Here is a 19,131-nt window from a genome sequence, read left to right as displayed (position 1 = left end):
GCTAACCTGCTATTCAACATTTTCTGCCAATCTTAAAATAGCCTGCACCAACGGTTTTAAAGCCTCAGGGGGATTCCCGTGATCAAAGATGGAAGAATTATATTCAGAATTTCCAATGATCAGACTTAGTTCAGCATGGGCTGCTGCATCACTTGCCCTGGACTCAGTTGGCGCCTCCAGATCTTCCAGTTTAGAGGTATCAATTTTTTTGATTTCTGAAGTGATCATCTCCCACTGTTCCTTTGTGATTGCTTCTGAATTTTCCATTGCTTCGACTCCAGTACTTTTTGATTTGATCTCTTCCGAAGTGATCGTATAAGTTGAGGAAGATCCGCGTGTATAAGTTTTATAGCTTACAAATTTGATTTCTTCCTGACCTTCGTTAGAACAGTCATTAATAGCGAAAAATAGTAGAATGAAAGATAGTATAGAAAGTTTCATATCTGGAATTTTAGATAAAGCATATTACAAAAAAAGGCACCGTTTTGGAGCCTCTTTTAAATATATTGTATTTGATTAGGAAGTTTCGCGATTACTGCAACATCATCAAGGCCTTTTTCAACGCTTCCATAAATGTATCGATCTCTTCTTTAGTATTGTAAAATGCAAAGGATGCCCTGACTGTACCGGGGATTTTAAAGAAATCCATTACCGGTTGTGCACAATGATGCCCGGTTCTAACAGCAATTCCCATTTTATCTAATAACGTTCCAATATCGTATGGATGCAATCCTTCTACGTTAAAACTAATCACCGCCGTCTTCTCGGCAGCTTCCCCATAGATCTTCATCCCTTCAATCTCCTTCAGCCTACTTGTTGCGTATTGAAGTAATTCATCTTCGTAAGAAGCGATCTCTTCAAAGCCAATAGAGTTCATATAATCAAGGGCCGCTCCAAAAGCTATTCCACCACAAATGTTCGGCGTTCCCGCTTCAAATTTGTGAGGTAGACCGGCATAGGTCGTTTTTTCAAAACTTACAGTAGCGATCATTTCACCACCACCCTGATAAGGAGGTAATTTTTCCAGCCACTCCTGTTTGCCATATAACATTCCAACACCTGTAGGTCCACACATCTTGTGCGCTGAAACTACATAAAAATCAATATCAAGTTCCTGAACATCAGCTTTAATGTGCGGCGATGCCTGGGCTCCGTCGATTAAAACAGCAGCACCAGCTTCATGAGCGATATCGATAATCTCTTTAACTGGATTCACGGTTCCAAGGGCATTGGAAACATGATTTACAAAAACGAGTTTTGTACGATCACTGATCAGATTCCTGTATTCAGAAAGAATCAGTTCTCCTTTTTCATTCATCGGGATGACCTTCAGCTTAGCACCAGTCTTTTCAGCCAGCATTTGCCAGGGTACAATATTCGAATGATGCTCCATTGCTGAAACCAGGATTTCATCTCCAGACTTCAGTAAAGAAGAAAAACCATTCGCCACAAGGTTGATCCCATGCGTTGTACCAGAGGTCATAATGATCTCGTGAGCATGTTCAGCATTAAAATGTTGCTGAATTTTTATCCTGGCCTGCTCATACTTATCTGTCGCTTCCTGAGAAAGCGCATGAACTCCACGATGAATATTGGCGTTATAATTCGAATAATAATCCACGATCGCATCCATCACCTGCTTAGGTGTTTGCGCAGTCGCGGCATTATCGAAATAAACCAACGGATAGCCATTCACCTCACGTCCAAGAATTGGAAAATCCTGACGGATCGTTTCAACATCTATTTTTCTGACCTGAGTTGACTGACTCATCCTCTTATTATTTTTATGATTTATAGATTGAAGCCTAGATCGACTTCAAGTTTGCTAGCAATTAGCTTATTAATACGCTTCTTAACTTCCGGAATCTTTACACTTTCCAGTACGTTATTTGCGAATGCGTACATAAGTAATCCTCTGGCTTCCTTACGCGGAATACCTCTGGACTGCAAATAGAACAAAGCCTCTGCATCAAGCTGCCCGATTGTACAACCGTGGCTGCAACGTACATCATCTGCAAAGATCTCTAACTGTGGCTTCGAGTTGATCGTCGCCTTGTCACTTGCAAGGATATTATTGTTAGACTGGTAAGCATTCGTCTTCTGTGCTTCTTTCTCTACAACAACTTTCCCATTGAAAACCCCAACAGATTTGTCATCAAAAATTCCTTTGTAATCCTGGTGACTTTCGCAATTCGGCTCGATATGATGAACCAGTGTGTTGTGATCCACGTGCTGCTTGTCCTCAATGATGGTAACTCCCTTCATGGTAGAATCGATACGTTCTCCATTCTGGTAGAAGTTTAGATTATTTCTGGTGAGTTTCCCTCCAAAAGAGAATGTATGCACAGAAACGTGGCTTTCAGATTTTTGATTGATAAACGTATTATCAATTAAAGAAGCTGAAGCTTTATCATTCTGAATCTTATAATAATCTACAATTGCTCTTTTATCTGCAAAGATCTCGGTAACCGAGTTCGTAAGCACCGGGTGATCCGTAAGACTTTGGTGTCTTTCAATGATCTGCACATGAGAATTTTCATCCACAACAACCAGGTTTCTTGGCTGCAACATTAGCGCAGACTCATTTCCAGTAGCAAAATTAATGATTTGAATAGGCTTATCTGCCTGCGCGTTCTTGTGTATATGTATAAAAGCTCCTTCCCTGGCAAATGCTGTATTCAGTGAATTCAGGCTGGTTTTTGGAGCAACTTTATTATAATAATTTTCAATTACCGCACTGTACTTGTCCTTGTTAAGCGCAGCAGACATCAAACATACATCGATTTTATCATGAGTAGTTTGCGATAGATGAGAAGAATAGATCCCATCGATAAATACCAGATCATAAGTATCTATATCATGTATGAGGTATTTCTTGATATCACGATACTCGATCGCGTCTTCTTTCTTCGGAAAAACACTATAATCATGTTTTAAAACCGAATTTAGTGAGGTATACTTCCAGTCTTCGTCTTTTCTACCAGGAAAACCAAGCGTTTCAAAATTTTTGATCGCTTCATTTCTCAAAGTATCCAGATTGTCGTTCGGGTCCAGGTTTTCCTCAAAGGCTAAAAATGAGGAGACCAATTTATCTTTCAATTCCATTACATTCTAATTTCTAGTTCAACAATTCAATTTCTCAATTCGAGTATTAAACTGTTTCCTGCTTTACCCAATCGTATCCTCTTTCTTCCAGTTCGTAAGCAAGTTCTTTTCCTCCAGACTTAACGATCTTTCCGTCTACCAATACATGTACGTAATCTGGCACGATATAATCAAGTAATCTCTGGTAGTGCGTAATCAGCAATACCGCGTTATCCTTAGAACGAAGTTTGTTCACTCCGTTTGCAACGATCTTTAATGCATCGATATCAAGTCCACTATCTGTTTCGTCAAGAATAGATAATTTTGGCTCAAGCATCGCCATCTGGAAGATCTCATTACGTTTCTTCTCTCCTCCTGAGAAACCTTGGTTCAATGATCTGGAAAGAAATTTTCTATCGATTTCCAGCATTTCAGATTTCTCACGAATCATTTTCAGCATATCATTCGCAGGCATGTCCGGTTGCCCGTGTGCCTTTCTTTGAGCGTTGATCGCTGTTTTGATAAAATTGGTTACAGAGACACCAGGAATTTCCACAGGGTATTGGAATGATAAGAACACTCCTTTGTGAGCTCTTTCTTCAGGATCAAGTTCGTTCAGGTCTTCCCCTTCGAACATCATTTCACCTTCAGTCATTTCATACTCTTCTCTTCCTGCGATTACTGAAGAAAGGGTACTTTTCCCGGAACCGTTCGGCCCCATGATCGCATGAACCTCTCCTGGTTTGATTTCCAGGTTAATTCCTTTCAGGATCTCTTTATCTTCAATACTGGCGTGTAAATTCTTTACTTTAAGCATGTCTGTTATTTCTGAATCTGCCTATGCAGACTGTTTGATATTCTATTTTTATTTATTCTATTGAATCTGAAATACTGGCTCCTGAAATTTCCAGGATTTCCCTAATTTCGATGATCTCGTCCCAGCCTTTCAATGTGGGATTTGGCGTGATCTTGGCTCTAACACGAACCGGGATCATTTCAAAATCATCAGATTTCAGATCGCTTACTTTTTCTGAAAGTTGCATTGCAATGGAATCCTGTTTAACACCGTACACGAAATTCTCTCCTCGTAGTACAGCAGCATCAGCTACATAAACATAGTCTCCCTGAAGCACTTCCAGACTATCCTGAACTTTAGCAGTTACGGGTTCGGGATTCAGTTCCTTTTGCTCATCATCCTGACAGGATACAAGCAAAATAGCCACGATCATTATTTCAAAAAACCTTCTCATCGATCAAGTTGTCTTCAGAATCAATTATCCTACTGAACCTTCCAGCGAGATCTCTAATAATTTCTGAGCTTCTACTGCAAATTCCATAGGAAGTTTGTTCAATACTTCTTTACTGAAACCATTTACGATCAATGCGATCGCTTTTTCGGTATCTATACCACGCTGATTACAATAGAAGATCTGGTCTTCACCGATCTTACTGGTTGTAGCCTCGTGCTCTACCTGTGCAGATTTATTTTTAACTTCGATATAAGGGAAGGTATGAGCTCCACACTCATTCCCCATCAGAAGGGAGTCACATTGTGAAAAGTTACGGGCGTTTTCGGCTCTACCATTGATCTGTACCAGACCACGATAAGAGTTCTGAGATTTTCCTGCGGAAATACCTTTGGAGATGATCGTACTCTTAGTATTCTTACCAAGATGAATCATCTTTGTTCCGGTATCTGCCTGCTGAAAATTATTGGTCACGGCGATTGAGTAAAATTCCCCAACCGAATTATCACCTTTCAGAATACAGCTTGGATATTTCCAGGTAACTGCTGATCCTGTCTCTACCTGAGTCCAAGAAATCTTCGCTCCTTTTTCGCAAAGTCCACGTTTAGTTACAAAATTGAAAACTCCACCTTTTCCTTCTTTATTTCCAGGGAACCAGTTTTGTACCGTGCTGTATTTAATCTCAGCATCATCCAAAGCGATAAGCTCCACAACTGCTGCGTGCAGCTGATTCTCATCACGGGATGGAGCAGTACAACCTTCCAGGTAACTTACATAACTGCTCTCATCTGCAACAACCAGTGTTCTCTCAAACTGCCCGGTTCCTGCCTGGTTTATTCTAAAATATGTGGATAGTTCCATTGGGCATCGAACGCCTTTTGGAATATAACAGAAAGAACCATCACTAAAAACTGCCGAGTTAAGGGCAGCGTAGAAATTATCCTTCTGCGGAACCACGGTTCCAAGATATTTTTTAACCAGTTCTGGGTGTTCTTTGATCGCTTCAGAAATAGAACAGAAAATAATTCCTTTTTCAGCAAGCGTCTTTTTAAAAGTTGTAGTTACAGAAACTGAATCCATTACCACATCAACTGCAACACCGGCTAATTTCTTTTGCTCATCAAGAGAAATCCCCAGTCTTTTAAATGTATCCAGCAATTCCGGATCCACATCATCGATACTATCGTACTTCGGCTTCTTATTTGGAGCCGAGTAATAAGAGATAGCCTGGAAATCTGGCTTTGGATAATTCACATTAGCCCAGTCCGGCTCTTCCATTTTCTCCCATTCCCGGTAAGCTTCCAAACGCCATTGCGTCATCCACTCCGGCTCTTCCTTTTTCTTGGATATTGCTCTTACGATATCTTCGTTCAAGCCCACAGGAAAAGTATCAGATTCTATATCTGTATAAAATCCATATTCGTATTCCTTGGTTTCGAGCTCTTTCTTTAAATCGTCTTCAGTATATGCCATTCTTCGTAATTCTAATTAAATTAAAGATCGGTAGTAACCGATACATAATTTTTACAGTGAAAAACTTTCACCGCATCCACAGGTTCTTTGTGCGTTCGGGTTGTTAAAAACAAATCCTTTTCCATTCAATCCTCCGGAATATTCTAAAATAGTTCCAGCCAGATAAAGCACACTGCGTTTGTCAACAACGATCTTTACATCGTTATCTTCGAAGACCTTATCGCCTTCAGCCTGGCTGTTGTCGAACGTAAGTTCATAAGACAAACCAGAACATCCTCCGCTCTTCACTCCAACCCGAACATAGTCTGCCGTAGCATTGAAACCCTCTTCGGTCATGAGGACGGAAATTTTCTTTTTAGCCTCTTCGCTAACTTTAATCATAAGCTATAAAGATTAATTCTAAATTGAGTGCAAATATACTATAAAACAAGCGGTTTACCATAGACTAGGAATATGTTTTAAGAATTGAATCATAGAAGTCTTCGATCGAAATTCCAGTAGTCACCACGGCAATATTTCTGCGGCTTCAGAAGCTTTTCATGCTTTCTTCTGAATTGCATTTTATTCTTGTATTTTTGCAGTCTAAATTTTCATTGCATGTTTGATAATAGTCAGGAAAGTAAGACGAACCTTTCAGAATTAGGTGAATTCGGTTTGATCGAACACTTAACAAAGCATTTTAGCCCGAAGCTTGATTCTACGATCAAAGCTATTGGAGATGATGCTGCTGTTCTGAAATTTGATGACGAAGAAACCGTTATAAGTACAGATCTTTTGATCGAAGGTGTTCATTTTGATCTTGCATATATGCCACTAAAACATTTGGGTTACAAAGCCCTGATGGTTAACTTATCTGATATCTATGCAATGAACGCCACCGCTAGTCAGGTAACAGTTTCTATCGCTGTATCAAACAGGTTTCCAGTAGAAGCGCTGGAAGAATTTTATGCCGGGGTACAATTGGCATCGAAAGTTTATAATGTCGACGTAATTGGTGGAGACACTACTTCTTCAACTTCTGGATTTATGATCAGCGTTACGGCTATTGGACATGCTAAAAAGGAAAATATTGCTTATAGAGATGGAGCCAAACCTAACGATCTTCTCGTGGTAACCGGTGATCTTGGAGCTGCCTATATGGGTCTTCAGGTATTGGAGCGTGAGAAAGAAGTTTTTAAAGCGAATCCAAATTCACAACCAGATCTTGAGCAGTATACCTATCTTATTGAAAGACAATTAAAACCTGAAGCCCGAAAGGATATTACTAAACTTCTAAGCGATCTTGGTGTTAAACCAAGTTCCATGATCGATGTCAGTGACGGTTTGTCTTCTGAGATCATCCATATCTGTAAAAGCTCTAAAGTAGGCGCCAATCTATACGAAGAGAAAATTCCGCTGGATCCTGCCGTGATTTCAGTTTGTGAAGAATTCAATATCGATAGCACTACGATCGCATTGAGCGGTGGTGAAGATTATGAATTGTTGTTTACCATTGCGCAGGAAGATTACGATAAGATCAAAGGAAATCCGAATTTAACTGTGATCGGTCATATGACTGAAGAAAATGAAGGAATGCACCTGGTGACTCGCGCAAATCAGAAATTACCACTAATCGCCCGAGGTTGGAATTCAATGGATAAGGAAGAGGATTAATTTCTGAAACCCATTTCGGCCAGACCTTTCGCATCTAATTCGATTAGGGATCGGCCTCGTATTGAACAAGAGAAGACAACATTTTTCCTTCGTTTAACTTGAAAGGAATAATTTGGAAGATTCTAAGATCGAAGATCAGAAGTAATAACGAATTAAAATAATAGACTAAGAAGCTTCAGCGTAAAATGCCCGCTGTCTCTTCTGATGGATTTTTGCGAGGTAGGCGTTGGTTTCTTTAAATTTTGGAGTAAGTCTTGCGAGTAATCCGTCAGCAGTGTCGGTCATCTCCATGCCGCATCTGCAGCACTGGTATTCATGAACATGGTTCGTGATGTTTTTAGAAACTTTTAATTTATGACCAAACAAGTTGCATTGAACCTTCGTAGCAGAGAACGAGCTAAAGTGTTTTTTATTCATAGGTGTATAAATTTCTGATTTCTAAGACTCTAAAGTATAAAAAAAAGTTAATGTTTCGATAAAAAGGTTAAATTAATCGATCAAATACATGTTTTTGTATAATTTTTCTGACATTTCCATCCAGGAATTATGACCCTTTTCAAGAATGATCAAATCTGAATTCGTTGTTCTTGCCAGCTTCTGAATATCAGCAATTTCGATTAGCGTATCATCCTCACCTGCAACAATCATCTTACCTCCTCTAAATTTTTTCAAACTTGCAGTATGATCTTTTCGATCCCGCATCGCTTTCAGCGTTTGCTGTATATTTTCAATATTCAGCCTGAAAGCAGCTTGTTTTAAGCGATCAATTTCAGCCTTAAAAACTTCCCGACTTTCCGCGGAAAATAAATTAGAAATCGCCATACTTACAAAAGCATCCTTGTTGGCCTCCACAATATCTATAGATCTGTCGCGAATCTTTTTTCGTTCTACAGTATCTTCAGCAGGTGTAGAATTAATCAACATGATATCCTTCAACATCATAGGAAAATTATCGAGGAATTCCAAACCAACATATCCACCCATACTATGACCTGCCAGACTAACTTGCTGTATTCCGGTATCTTTAAGAACAGCAGCTACAATATTTGCCATTTCCTGCATACTATGCGATTCTGAAAAATCCTTCGATCTTCCATGACCAGGTAAGTCTATGCAAACTATCTGCCGTTCCTTTCCCAGGCCGTCAATAAACCCATCCCAGATCGTCATATCTTCCAAAAAACCATGGAGCAAGACGAAAGGAATTTTCGCATGTCCAATTCCTGTAATTGTATAGAAAATCTCGTTGTCTTTATATAGTAATTTCATCATCGTGTAAAATTGAAATACCGTGAATCCCAGGTTTTATAGTCTGGTATTCACGGTATTTTTAAACTTCAATTTCTAAATCCTTTTCTAAGAATTCATAATGTCTTCGATCTCTTCGATCTCGATTGGGATGTTCCCCATCAAATTGAAAGGTTCTCCTTTTTCCTGGATTACCACATCATCTTCCAGACGAATTCCGAAGCCTTCATCAGGAAGGTAGATTCCCGGTTCTACGGTGAATACCTGGTTTGCTTTCATAGGTTCTGTCAGAATTCCGTAGTCATGAGTATCCAGACCTATATGATGCGAAGTACCGTGCATAAAGTATTTCTTGTATGCCGGCCAGTCTGGATCTTCATTCTGAACATCTGCTTTGTCAAGAAGTCCCAGCGCAAGTAATTCAGAAGTCATCATCTTACCAACCTCAACATGATATTCTTTCCACATAGTTCCAGGAACCAACATCTTAGTCGCTTCTTTTTTAACCTTGTTTACAGCATTATAAACCTCTTTCTGGCGATCTGAATATCGACCTGAAACTGGAATGGTTCTACTTAGATCACTGGAATAATTTGCATATTCTGCTCCCGTATCAAGAAGAATCAGGTCACCAGCTTTACACTGTCTATTATTTTCTACGTAATGCAAAACATTGGCACTGTTACCGCTGGCGATAATTGGTGTGTATGCAAAACCCTTAGATCTGTTACGAATCATTTCATGATAATACTCCGCTTCGATCTCGTATTCCCAAACTCCAGGCTTTACAAAACCTAAAGTTCTACGGAAAGCTTTTTCAGTAATATTACATGCTTTCTGCATTAGATCAAGTTCGATAGGATCTTTGACAGACCTTAGTCTTTGCAGGATCGGGTTAGCTTTCGCCACCTGGTGAGCAGGATATTTATCCTTACACCACTTGATAAAACGATCATCCCTGGTTTGGGTATCATGATTGGCACGATAGTGCTCATTTGTATTTAAGTATACCGTATCGCACTGGGTCATCACTTCAAAAAATACTTTCTCGAAGTCTTTCATCCAGTAAACTGTGCGAATACCGCTTACATCAAATGCATCTTCTTTAGTAAGTTTAGCTCCTTCCCAAACCGCAATATGTTCATTGGTTTCAGTTAGAAAAAGGATTTCTCTATGCTTCTCTTCCGGAGCATCTGGAAACAGGACCAGAATACTCTCATCCTGGTCTACTCCACTCAGGTAAAAGATGTCTCTGTTTTGCTGAAAAGGCATGGTGCTGTCTGCTCCAATTGGATAAATATCATTTGAATTAAAAACCGCCAGACTTTTAGACTTCATTTTGTCCATAAAGTTCTTACGGTTCTTTATAAAGAGTTTTGAATCTATTCGATCATATTTCATAAACAGTATTTTTCAATTTCTTCAAAATTAAGGGATTTGACTCCAAAAGCCATTAAAGGCGTTTAAAATTTTAGGTATGCCCGGGTTTTGCTATTTTTAAGCACTACAATAAAAATTATGAAAAAAACTTACCATTTTCTTGGTGCTTTTTTGATGGGGATCTCTCCTATTATTGCACAACAAACTGCTACTAGCGGAGAAGCTTTACAAGAAGGCTTTCAACAAAAACAGGTACTACACCAGCAATCCATCGTAAAGAACATTCCGCTTCAGAATATTGGACCTAGTGTTATGAGTGGCCGTATCACAGATTTCGCAGTGAATCCTGAAGATCCAACTGAATTCTATGCAGCGTATGCAACCGGTGGTCTATGGTACACTAATAATAACGGGATTTCGTTTAAGCCGGTAATGGACAACAGTCCTTCGCAGAATATTGGCGATATCGCTGTAGACTGGAATTCTGGTACGATCTGGGTTGGAACCGGTGAGGTGAATGCTTCCCGTTCTTCCTACGCCGGGATAGGTTTATTGAAGTCGGCAGACCAGGGAGAAACCTGGGAATTCATGGGTCTTCCAGATTCACATCATATCAGTAGAATTCTAATTAATCCTGAAAATCCCGATGAAGTGGTAGTGGGCGTAACTGGTCACCTCTACTCCTCGAACAATGAACGTGGGATCTATAAAACTACCGATGGTGGAAAAACCTGGAACAAAAATCTCTTTATTAATGAGCAGACCGGGATCATCGATGTTGCGGTAAATCCTGAAAACTACAACGAAATGTATGCGGCTGCCTGGGACAAGGATCGTAAAGCATGGGATTTTAGAGAAAGTGGTGAAAACAGTGGGATTTATAAAAGTACCGATGCCGGGGATAGCTGGACGAAGATCTCTACCGAAGCTTCCGGTTTTCCAACAGGTGACGGAGTAGGAAGAATTGGACTTTCTGTGTACGATTCCAATACTATCTACGCCATAGTAGATAATCAGGATCGAAGAAAGTCTGAAGACAAGAAATCTTCAGATAAAAGCGGACTTGTAAAAGAGGATTTCAGAAATATGAAGAAATCTGCTTTTCTGAAGCTTGATGATAAGGAACTGGAGACTTACCTAAGATCGAATGATTTTCAGAAGAAATATTCCGCAGAGAAAGTGAAGGAAATGATCCGGAAAGACGAGGCAAAACCTCAGGATCTTGCCACGTACCTTGAAGATGCCAATACTCAGCTTTTCGATACGCCCGTAATTGGAGCACAGGTCTATAAAAGTACAGACGCGGGAAAAACTTGGAAGATCACCCATGAGGATTACCTGGATGACCTTTATTATAGTTATGGTTATTATTTCGGGATGGTGCATGTGGATCCACAGGATGAAAATGCGATCTATATATATGGAGTGCCGATTCTAAAATCCAAAGATGGAGGTAAAACCTTTACTTCTATCGATGCTCAAAATGTACATGCAGATCATCACGCTTTGTGGATCAATCCAGAAAAAAGCGGACACTTAATTGACGGGAATGACGGCGGAATTAATATTTCCTATGATGATGGGGAAAACTGGGTAAAGAACAACTCACCTTCAGTTGGGCAATTTTACACGGTCAATGTAGACAATGAAAAGCCGTATAATGTATATGGCGGACTTCAGGATAACGGCGTATGGGTTGGACCACACACGAATACTGAAAGCAATGGATGGGCCGCTTCCGGAGACTACAACTACAAAAGTATTATGGGCGGTGATGGAATGCAGGTGGAGATCGATTCCAGAAATTCTGATATTGTATATACCGGTTTTCAGTTTGGAAATTATTTTAGAATAAACAGAGAAACTGGCGAGCGTCTTTATATACATCCAAAACACGAATTAGGCGAAAGTCCTTATCGTTACAACTGGCAAACGCCCATTCTTCTATCTTCTCACAACCAGGACATCCTTTATATGGGTGGAAATAAGTTGATGCGTAGTATGGATCAAGGGGAAAGCTGGACCAGTATTTCGAAAGATCTTACCGGTGGTGGCAAAGACGGAAATGTACCTTATGGAACTCTGGCTACAATTTCTGAATCTCCATTTCAATTCGGAAAACTTTATACTGGAAGTGATGATGGTTATATCTACGGAAGTGATAATGCCGGTGCAGACTGGAAATTATTAAGTGCAGATCTTCCACAGGACCTTTGGGTTTCGCGTGTGATCGCTTCTGAACATTCTAAGGATCGTGTTTATGCCAGTTTAAATGGTTATAGATCTGATGATTTTAAGCCTTATGTATATGTCTCTGAAGATTCCGGAAAGAACTGGAAAGACATCAGTGCGAACTTACCAACATCATCTGTAAACGTCATTCGGGAGGACCCATCCAATGAGAATGTGCTTTATTTAGGAACAGATAACGGACTATATGTAAGCCTGGATCGCGGTGATAGCTGGCAGGCATTTAGCACCAATTTTCCTAATGTAGCAGTTCACGATCTTCGAGTTCAGGAAGAAGAACAGGATCTGGTTGTGGGAACTCATGGTCGTTCACTTTATATCGCAGATATTTCTGAAATTGCAGCGATGAATATGGACGATATCAAAAGTGCACTTACGATTTCTTCGGAAAAAGAGATCAGGTTCAGTAACAGATGGGGGAATTCCTATAGCAAATGGATGGATCCTTATACTCCTGAACTTGGATTTACCTATTATACTTCAAAAAAAGGAAGTGGGAAATTGAAGATACAAACTGAAGATGGAACTACCTTGCAAACGATGAATATCGAGGCAGATAAAGGCTTTAATACCGGATCTTATGATCTTAGTATTACAGAAGCTTCAGCTAAAAAATTGGAGAAGCAGGATGAAAAAACCAGTATTTCTAAAGCTGAAGACGAGAAATTCTATATTCCAAAAGGCAATTATAAAATGATCCTTGAACTGAAAGGTTCTACTACTGAATCTACTTTTGAAGTAAAATAAAAAAACCTGGGATAATTGGGAGAATTTCGAAGCTTTGAAACTGAGCGATTATTATTGAGACCTATGTCTCTGGATGATGATGCTTTTATTTTCCAGCTTTACAATTCTCCCAAATGGCTTCAGTTTATTGGAGATCGCAATCTGCGAAATACTGAAGATGCCAGAGTTTATATTAAGGACAGAATGCTGCCGCAATTAAATGAATTGGGAATTTCCAATTATTGTGTGATTCGAAAAGTGGACAATTTCAAGATTGGTGCTTGTGGTCTGTATGATCGGGAAGGACTTCAGGAAATTGACCTGGGTTTCGCCTTTCTTCCGGAGTATGAAGGTAAGGGCTATGCTTCTGAAGCTACTATCAAACTGGTGGAGGCAGCAAAAAATGTGTTCAGCTTAAAAACGCTTCAGTCAATAACAAGACTTGACAACACGGGTTCACAAAAGTTATTAGAGAAACTGGGTTTTAAGCACAAAGAGAATATTAAAATTCCGAGGGATCCTGCAGAACTTATGCTTTATCAAATTGAGCTATAAACTACTCGTAGAGACCCAACCTGTTCCTGAGCTTTATATTCTCAGATTGTAATTGCTCTACTTTTCCTAACAAGTGACTTATCGCCTCAAGTCCCTGCACATTTATTTCAAGCTCCTCATGTAACCTGCGCATTTTTTCAAATTGAGCCAGATGATCACAATGTATGTATTCAGTTTCCTGCACCGTCACGATCTCAATGATTCCGCTATCCTTAAGGGACGTAACGAATTGACGTTCGACCTTGTAACGAACACAAATTTCCTCTGCTGGGATTAAATCTTCCTCTTTCATAAGCCAATGTTTTTAAGTTTCTGAAACAGCTCCTTTTGCTCTTCGGTCAGATCCTTCGGTATATCAACCTGGTAAGTGATAAAAAGATCTCCAAACTGATCCTTCTTTTTATACTTCGGAAAACCTTTTCCTTTCAATTTCACTTTACTGCCATTTTCGGTTCCAAGCTTTACTTTCAATTTCACTTCACCATCAAAAGTTTTCACTTTTAGTTCTCCTCCAAGGATTGCAGTAGTTAAGGCGATACTTTCTGTAGCATATAGATGTTCTTTTTCTCTACGGAAGTCAGTATCATTTAAAACCTGGAACGTGATGAACAGATCTCCTTTTGGACCACCCTGAACTCCCGGGCCACCGTGTCCTTTTATTTTTATCGTTTGACCGTTTTCAACACCTGCGGGAATTGTAAGTCTTATAGATTTACCATTGACGGTAAGCGTTTGTTTTTGATCTTTATAGAGCTCACTTAAGCGCAATTGTAAGTTCGCATTGAAATCCTGACCTTTAAAATGTGCTCCTCTATTGGCGCCCTAAGCTCTGGCTCTCCCACCAAACATTTGCTCAAAAAAATCTGAAAAGGTATCATCTTCAAAATTTCCAGAATAGGATCGCTGGCCACCACCCTGAAAACCTCCACCAAATCCACCGGAAGCCTGTTGTTGTCGTTTAGCTTCCTCAAATTGATCTGCATGTTTCCAGTCTTTGCCGTATTCGTCATACTTCTTACGTTTTTCAGGATCACTTAAAACTTCATGCGCCTCATTGATCTGCTGAAATTTTATCTGCGCATCCTTATTATCTGGATTAAGATCTGGATGGTATTTCCTGGCCAGCTTTCGATAAGCTTTTTTTATATCAGCTTGAGAAGCTGATCTCTCCAGTTCCAGTAATTTATAATAATCTATAAAATCCATGTACTAAGCTTTGAATACACCGCTATCAGATTCGGTTTTATTTAACTGACTTTCAATCAAACCTATTTGTCCAAGATGGTAAATATCATGCTGAAGAATTCCCAGAATAAGATATTCCATATCATATTCCCGACCGCTTACGTTAGCCGTTAGATAAGAATCATCAGGTTTTTCACGCAAAGCTTCATAAATACGGAATTGAGCCGAAACAAGGTCTCTTTTTAATTCCTCCCATTCTTTTTTGCTATGGATCTTGATTTCTGGCCAGTCCATTTCAGAATCTATAGTGATATCAAAATCCTCATTATTCTTGAGCTTTTCGTACACAAAATTTTTCCAGCAAATAAGATGGGCAACAATTTCAGCTACGCTATGTGATTTAGGAATACAGGTTTTATAACCGATGATGTAGGGTACATTCTCCAGTTTCCGCATCAGGGATTGCCCAAACCATGGATCTCCCTCGAATGTTTCGGATAATTTCTGAATTAATTTCTCGGTTCTTTCTTTCATAAACTTTTCAGTGAAAAGTGAGATTACAAAATTTTGATATGGAGCCTCAGTTAAGCTTTTGCTAAAACCCTCAGACTCATGCTAAAATTGAATTTAACAAACGTTGAAAATGGATTTCGGGAAGCCGCTGTATTTCAAAGATTCAACAAATTATAAAGTACTTTAAATTAAGTCTAAATAGACAGGAAAAAGACTTGGAAAGCTTGTTAAAAATTAGAATGAAGCGTATTTTTGTTGCACTTATATAAAAATAATTCTAAACATTTATGGCGAAATCTGCGCTTTTAAAGTCATCACTGGCAAAAAAATACTGGATGGCTTTCACCGGCCTTTTTCTGTGCCTGTTTTTAGTAGGTCACTTATTTGGAAATCTGCAACTTCTACTACCTGTTAGTGATATGGCAAAAGACCAGTTTAATGAATACGCGTTATTCATGACAACCAATCCTGCGGTTAAAGTGTTATCCTACGTAACGTACATTAGTATCATTTTTCATGCAATCGATGGATTGTTACTTACGATCCACAATCGTAAAGCACGACCACAGGGATATGTAAACTTTAAACCATCTACCAACAGTAAATGGTCTTCGAGAAACATGGGAATCCTTGGAACGGTTATTCTTGCATTCATCGTAATTCACATGAGCATGTTCTGGGCAGAAATGAAGTTTGGAGGTCTTGATGATACTTACTACACCACGGCAAACGGCGAGGAAGTTAAAGATCTTTATACCCTGACGATCAAAACCTTTCAGGATGCACAATATGGTTTACTCTGGGCAATCGCCTATGCAGTAGCGATGCTGGCAATAGGTTTTCACCTGTCACACGGGTTCTCAAGTGGATTTCAATCACTTGGTGTTAATCATCCTAAGTACAATGGATTTATTAGAAAAACAGGTTATGCTTTTGCAGTTTTAGTACCGCTCGCATTCGCTGTTATTCCTTTTTACATTCACTTTGTACTAGAAAAAATTTAAGCTATGGGAATATTTGAATCAAATGCACCTAAAGGCCCATTGGCAGAAAAGTGGGTTAATCATAAAAACGATATCAATCTTGTAAACCCTGCGAACAAACGTAATATAGACGTGATCGTAGTGGGTACAGGTTTAGCCGGGGGAAGCGCAGCAGCAACGCTCGCAGAACTTGGATATAACGTAAAAACATTTTGCTACCAGGATTCTCCACGTAGAGCTCACTCGATCGCAGCTCAGGGAGGTATCAATGCAGCCAAGAACTATCAGGGAGATGGTGACTCAGTTTACCGTCTTTTCTATGATACTATCAAAGGTGGAGATTACCGTTCGAGAGAATCCAACGTTTATCGTCTGGCAGAAGTATCTGGAAACATCATTGACCAGTGTGTGGCGCAGGGAGTGCCATTCGCACGTGAATATGGTGGACTTTTAGATAACCGTTCTTTCGGTGGAGTTCTTGTTTCAAGAACCTTTTACGCTAAAGGACAAACTGGACAGCAGTTGTTACTTGGAGCATATTCAGCAATGAACCGCCAGATCAACCGTGGAAAGATCCAGACTTTCAACAGGCATGAAATGCTTGATGTGGTGAAAGTAGATGGAAAAGCTCGAGGAATCATTGCCAGAAACCTGGTTACTGGTGAACTGGAGAGACATTCTGCTCATGCAGTTGTAATCGCTTCAGGGGGATATGGAAACGTATTCTTCCTTTCTACCAATGCAATGGGAAGTAATGTTACAGCTAGCTGGAAAATACATAAGAAAGGAGCTTATTTCGCAAATCCTTGCTTTACACAAATTCATCCAACCTGTATTCCAGTTTCAGGAGATCACCAGTCAAAATTGACGTTGATGTCTGAATCACTTCGAAATGATGGTAGAATCTGGGTTCCGAAGAAAAAAGAAGACGCTGAGGCAATTCGTACCGGTAAGAAAAAACCGACGGAACTTTCAGAAGAAGAAAGAGATTATTACCTGGAAAGAAGATATCCAGCTTTTGGTAACCTGGTGCCGCGTGATGTAGCTTCCAGAGCAGCCAAGGAGCGTTGCGATGCTGGTTTTGGGGTAAATAAAACTGGAGAAGCAGTTTACCTGGACTTTAGCGCTGCGATCATGAGATATGGTAAGGAAGCAGCTACTACCAAAAAACTGAACAATCCTTCAGATGCCGATATTCAAAAACTAGGTAAGGAAGTTGTGGAAGCCAAATATGGTAACCTTTTCCAGATGTACGAGAAGATCGTAGATCAAAATCCTTACGAAACTCCAATGATGATCTATCCAGCGGTACATTATACTATGGGTGGTGTTTGGGTTGACTATAATCTACAAACTACGATTCCAGGATGTTTCGCAATCGGGGAAGCTAACTTCTCAGATCACGGAGCCAACAGACTGGGAGCTTCTGCATTGATGCAGGGTCTTGCAGATGGATATTTTGTTCTTCCTTATACTATTGGACATTCACTTTCAGAAGATATCAGAACCGGAGCGATCCCAACTGATACTGCTGAATTTGAAGCTGCTGAAAACGAGGTTAGAGCTCAACTGGAAAAGCTGGTAAACACTAACGGAACAAAATCTGTAGATCACTTCCATAAGATCTTAGGAAAGATTATGTGGAACAAAGTAGGAATGGCAAGAAATGCTACCGGATTGAAGGAAGCTATTTCTGAAATTCAGGCATTGAGAGAAGAATTCTGGAAGGATGTTCGAGTACCAGGTACTGCGAACGAAATGAATGCTGAACTTGAAAAAGCAGGTCGTGTTGCAGATTTCCTTGAACTTGGAGAATTGTTCGCGAAGGATGCACTACACAGGGAAGAAAGCTGTGGTGGTCACTTTAGAGAAGAGCATCAAACCGAAGAAGGAGAAGCACTTAGAGATGACGAGAACTTTATGTATGTAGCCGCATGGGAATATACTGGGAAACCGGCCGATGCGATACTTCATAAGGAGGAACTTGATTACGAGGATATCGAAGTAAAAACAAGGAGTTATAAATAGATTTGAGATCTGGGATTCGTTTCGAACAATCTCATTTCTAATTATTCAATACTAAAAGTATGAACCTTACATTAAAAATATGGCGCCAGAAAAACGCCGAAACTAAAGGAAAAATGACCACATACCAGGTTACCGATATATCTGACGATATGTCTTTCCTGGAAATGATGGACGTGCTTAACGAGCAGTTGATCGCTAAGGGTGACGAGCCTGTAGCATTTGATCATGACTGTAGGGAAGGTATTTGTGGTTCATGTAACCTGCAGATCAATGGAGAACCTCACGGTCCAGATCGTGGAGTGACCACCTGCCAGTTGCATATGAGAAAATTCAAGGATGGTGATACTATTGTGATCGAACCATTTAGAGCTAAAGCTTTTCCGGTAATAAAGGATCTTGTAGTAGACCGCACCTCTTTTGACAGAATTCAGCAGGCTGGTGGGTATATTTCTGTAAATACTTCAGGAAACACCCAGGATGCTAACTCGATTCCAGTAGATAAGGAAAGTGCAGATATGTCTTTTTATGCTGCGACCTGCATTGGTTGTGGAGCCTGTGTTGCCGCTTGTAAAAATGCAAGTGCAATGTTGTTCACCTCAGCAAAAGTTAGTCAGTTCTCTCTATTACCTCAGGGTGAAGTTGAAGCAGACCGTAGAGTGTTGGCCATGGTAGAGCAAATGGATAAAGAAGGATTTGGTAACTGTACAAATACGGGAGCCTGTGAGATTGAATGTCCTAAGGGAATTTCTCTAGAGAACATCGCGAGAATGAACAGAGATTACCTGAAAGCATCGGTTAAATAAACC

The 19,131-nt window shown here is 39.9% G+C and carries 17 protein-coding genes and 2 pseudogenes; 6 read left to right on the top strand and 13 right to left on the bottom strand.

Annotated elements, in window-relative coordinates:
* Window positions 1-9 precede the first annotated feature (9 nt).
* From ABVM50_RS05190 to ABVM50_RS05160, 7 genes are all read right to left on the bottom strand, one after another.
* The gene (locus ABVM50_RS05190; protein WP_405200265.1) at window positions 10-441 is read right to left on the bottom strand and encodes a hypothetical protein; all 432 of its coding nucleotides are present in this window, start codon (window positions 439-441) and stop codon (window positions 10-12) included.
* A gap of 91 nt (window positions 442-532) precedes the next feature.
* Window positions 533-1,771, bottom strand: coding sequence for an aminotransferase class V-fold PLP-dependent enzyme (locus ABVM50_RS05185; RefSeq protein ID WP_405200264.1), 1,239 nt, complete (start codon window positions 1,769-1,771; stop codon window positions 533-535).
* A 20-nt stretch (window positions 1,772-1,791) separates the two neighbouring features.
* Window positions 1,792-3,105, bottom strand: coding sequence for a Fe-S cluster assembly protein SufD (gene sufD / locus ABVM50_RS05180; protein ID WP_405200263.1), 1,314 nt, complete (start codon window positions 3,103-3,105; stop codon window positions 1,792-1,794).
* A gap of 46 nt (window positions 3,106-3,151) precedes the next feature.
* A complete protein-coding gene (gene sufC, locus ABVM50_RS05175) occupies window positions 3,152-3,901 on the bottom strand; it encodes a Fe-S cluster assembly ATPase SufC (RefSeq protein ID WP_141876572.1) in 750 nt (249 codons plus the stop codon).
* 52 nt (window positions 3,902-3,953) lie between these two features.
* Window positions 3,954-4,334, bottom strand: a complete 381-nt coding sequence (locus tag ABVM50_RS05170) for a hypothetical protein (RefSeq protein WP_405200262.1) — start codon at window positions 4,332-4,334, stop codon at window positions 3,954-3,956.
* Between the two features lie 24 nt (window positions 4,335-4,358).
* Window positions 4,359-5,804 carry a Fe-S cluster assembly protein SufB gene (sufB, locus tag ABVM50_RS05165; RefSeq protein WP_141876570.1) on the bottom strand — a complete coding sequence of 482 codons (1,446 nt, stop codon included), beginning with the start codon at window positions 5,802-5,804 and terminating at the stop codon, window positions 4,359-4,361.
* A gap of 51 nt (window positions 5,805-5,855) precedes the next feature.
* Window positions 5,856-6,185 carry an iron-sulfur cluster assembly accessory protein gene (locus ABVM50_RS05160; RefSeq protein WP_141876569.1) on the bottom strand — a complete coding sequence of 110 codons (330 nt, stop codon included), beginning with the start codon at window positions 6,183-6,185 and terminating at the stop codon, window positions 5,856-5,858.
* Between the two features lie 216 nt (window positions 6,186-6,401).
* Here ABVM50_RS05160 and thiL point away from each other — a divergent pair, with 216 nt between their 5' ends.
* A complete protein-coding gene (gene thiL, locus ABVM50_RS05155) occupies window positions 6,402-7,457 on the top strand; it encodes a thiamine-phosphate kinase (RefSeq protein WP_405200261.1) in 1,056 nt (351 codons plus the stop codon).
* A gap of 285 nt (window positions 7,458-7,742) precedes the next feature.
* Here thiL and ABVM50_RS05150 read toward each other — a convergent pair.
* The 3 genes and pseudogenes from ABVM50_RS05150 to ABVM50_RS05140 all read right to left on the bottom strand — a co-directional run.
* Window positions 7,743-7,874 (bottom strand): annotated as a pseudogene (locus ABVM50_RS05150) (DUF1660 family phage protein); the annotation flags it as partial.
* 72 nt (window positions 7,875-7,946) lie between these two features.
* Window positions 7,947-8,729 (bottom strand): alpha/beta fold hydrolase, encoded by a 783-nt coding sequence (locus tag ABVM50_RS05145; protein WP_405200260.1) that lies wholly within the window; start codon window positions 8,727-8,729, stop codon window positions 7,947-7,949.
* 84 nt (window positions 8,730-8,813) lie between these two features.
* On the bottom strand, window positions 8,814-10,106 hold the full coding sequence (locus ABVM50_RS05140; RefSeq protein ID WP_405200259.1) for an aminopeptidase P N-terminal domain-containing protein: 1,293 nt from the start codon (window positions 10,104-10,106) through the stop codon (window positions 8,814-8,816).
* 117 nt (window positions 10,107-10,223) lie between these two features.
* On the opposite strand from ABVM50_RS05140, the gene ABVM50_RS05135 reads away from it, so the two are divergent.
* Both ABVM50_RS05135 and ABVM50_RS05130 read left to right on the top strand, forming a co-directional pair.
* Window positions 10,224-13,082 (top strand): VPS10 domain-containing protein, encoded by a 2,859-nt coding sequence (locus tag ABVM50_RS05135; RefSeq protein WP_405200258.1) that lies wholly within the window; start codon window positions 10,224-10,226, stop codon window positions 13,080-13,082.
* A 15-nt stretch (window positions 13,083-13,097) separates the two neighbouring features.
* Window positions 13,098-13,616 carry a GNAT family N-acetyltransferase gene (locus tag ABVM50_RS05130; RefSeq protein ID WP_405200257.1) on the top strand — a complete coding sequence of 173 codons (519 nt, stop codon included), beginning with the start codon at window positions 13,098-13,100 and terminating at the stop codon, window positions 13,614-13,616.
* A gap of 1 nt (window position 13,617) precedes the next feature.
* Here the strand turns inward: ABVM50_RS05130 and ABVM50_RS05125 are convergent, their stop codons facing one another.
* The 3 genes and pseudogenes from ABVM50_RS05125 to ABVM50_RS05115 form a co-directional block, all read right to left on the bottom strand.
* The gene (locus tag ABVM50_RS05125) at window positions 13,618-13,908 is read right to left on the bottom strand and encodes a chaperone modulator CbpM (RefSeq protein ID WP_405200256.1); all 291 of its coding nucleotides are present in this window, start codon (window positions 13,906-13,908) and stop codon (window positions 13,618-13,620) included.
* A pseudogene (locus tag ABVM50_RS05120) lies at window positions 13,905-14,822 on the bottom strand (DnaJ C-terminal domain-containing protein). The gene ABVM50_RS05125 and the pseudogene ABVM50_RS05120 overlap by 4 nt, the downstream one beginning before the upstream one ends.
* Window positions 14,823-14,825: 3 nt before the next feature.
* Complete coding sequence (locus ABVM50_RS05115; RefSeq protein WP_405200255.1) at window positions 14,826-15,335, bottom strand: DinB family protein; 510 nt, start codon at window positions 15,333-15,335, stop codon at window positions 14,826-14,828.
* Between the two features lie 266 nt (window positions 15,336-15,601).
* On the opposite strand from ABVM50_RS05115, the gene ABVM50_RS05110 reads away from it, so the two are divergent.
* The 3 genes from ABVM50_RS05110 to ABVM50_RS05100 are packed head-to-tail and all read left to right on the top strand — an operon-like array spanning window position 15,602 to window position 19,128.
* Complete coding sequence (locus ABVM50_RS05110) at window positions 15,602-16,318, top strand: succinate dehydrogenase cytochrome b subunit (RefSeq protein WP_299152415.1); 717 nt, start codon at window positions 15,602-15,604, stop codon at window positions 16,316-16,318.
* 3 nt (window positions 16,319-16,321) lie between these two features.
* Window positions 16,322-18,325 (top strand): fumarate reductase/succinate dehydrogenase flavoprotein subunit, encoded by a 2,004-nt coding sequence (locus ABVM50_RS05105; protein WP_405200254.1) that lies wholly within the window; start codon window positions 16,322-16,324, stop codon window positions 18,323-18,325.
* A 59-nt stretch (window positions 18,326-18,384) separates the two neighbouring features.
* Complete coding sequence (locus ABVM50_RS05100) at window positions 18,385-19,128, top strand: succinate dehydrogenase/fumarate reductase iron-sulfur subunit (protein ID WP_141876557.1); 744 nt, start codon at window positions 18,385-18,387, stop codon at window positions 19,126-19,128.
* Window positions 19,129-19,131: the final 3 nt, after the last annotated feature.

The organism is Christiangramia sp. LLG6405-1 (assembly GCF_045055805.1).
Taxonomy (GTDB): domain Bacteria; phylum Bacteroidota; class Bacteroidia; order Flavobacteriales; family Flavobacteriaceae; genus Christiangramia.
Note: the sequence above shows the minus strand (reverse complement) of the source record. Positions and strands in the feature narration are given on the sequence as shown.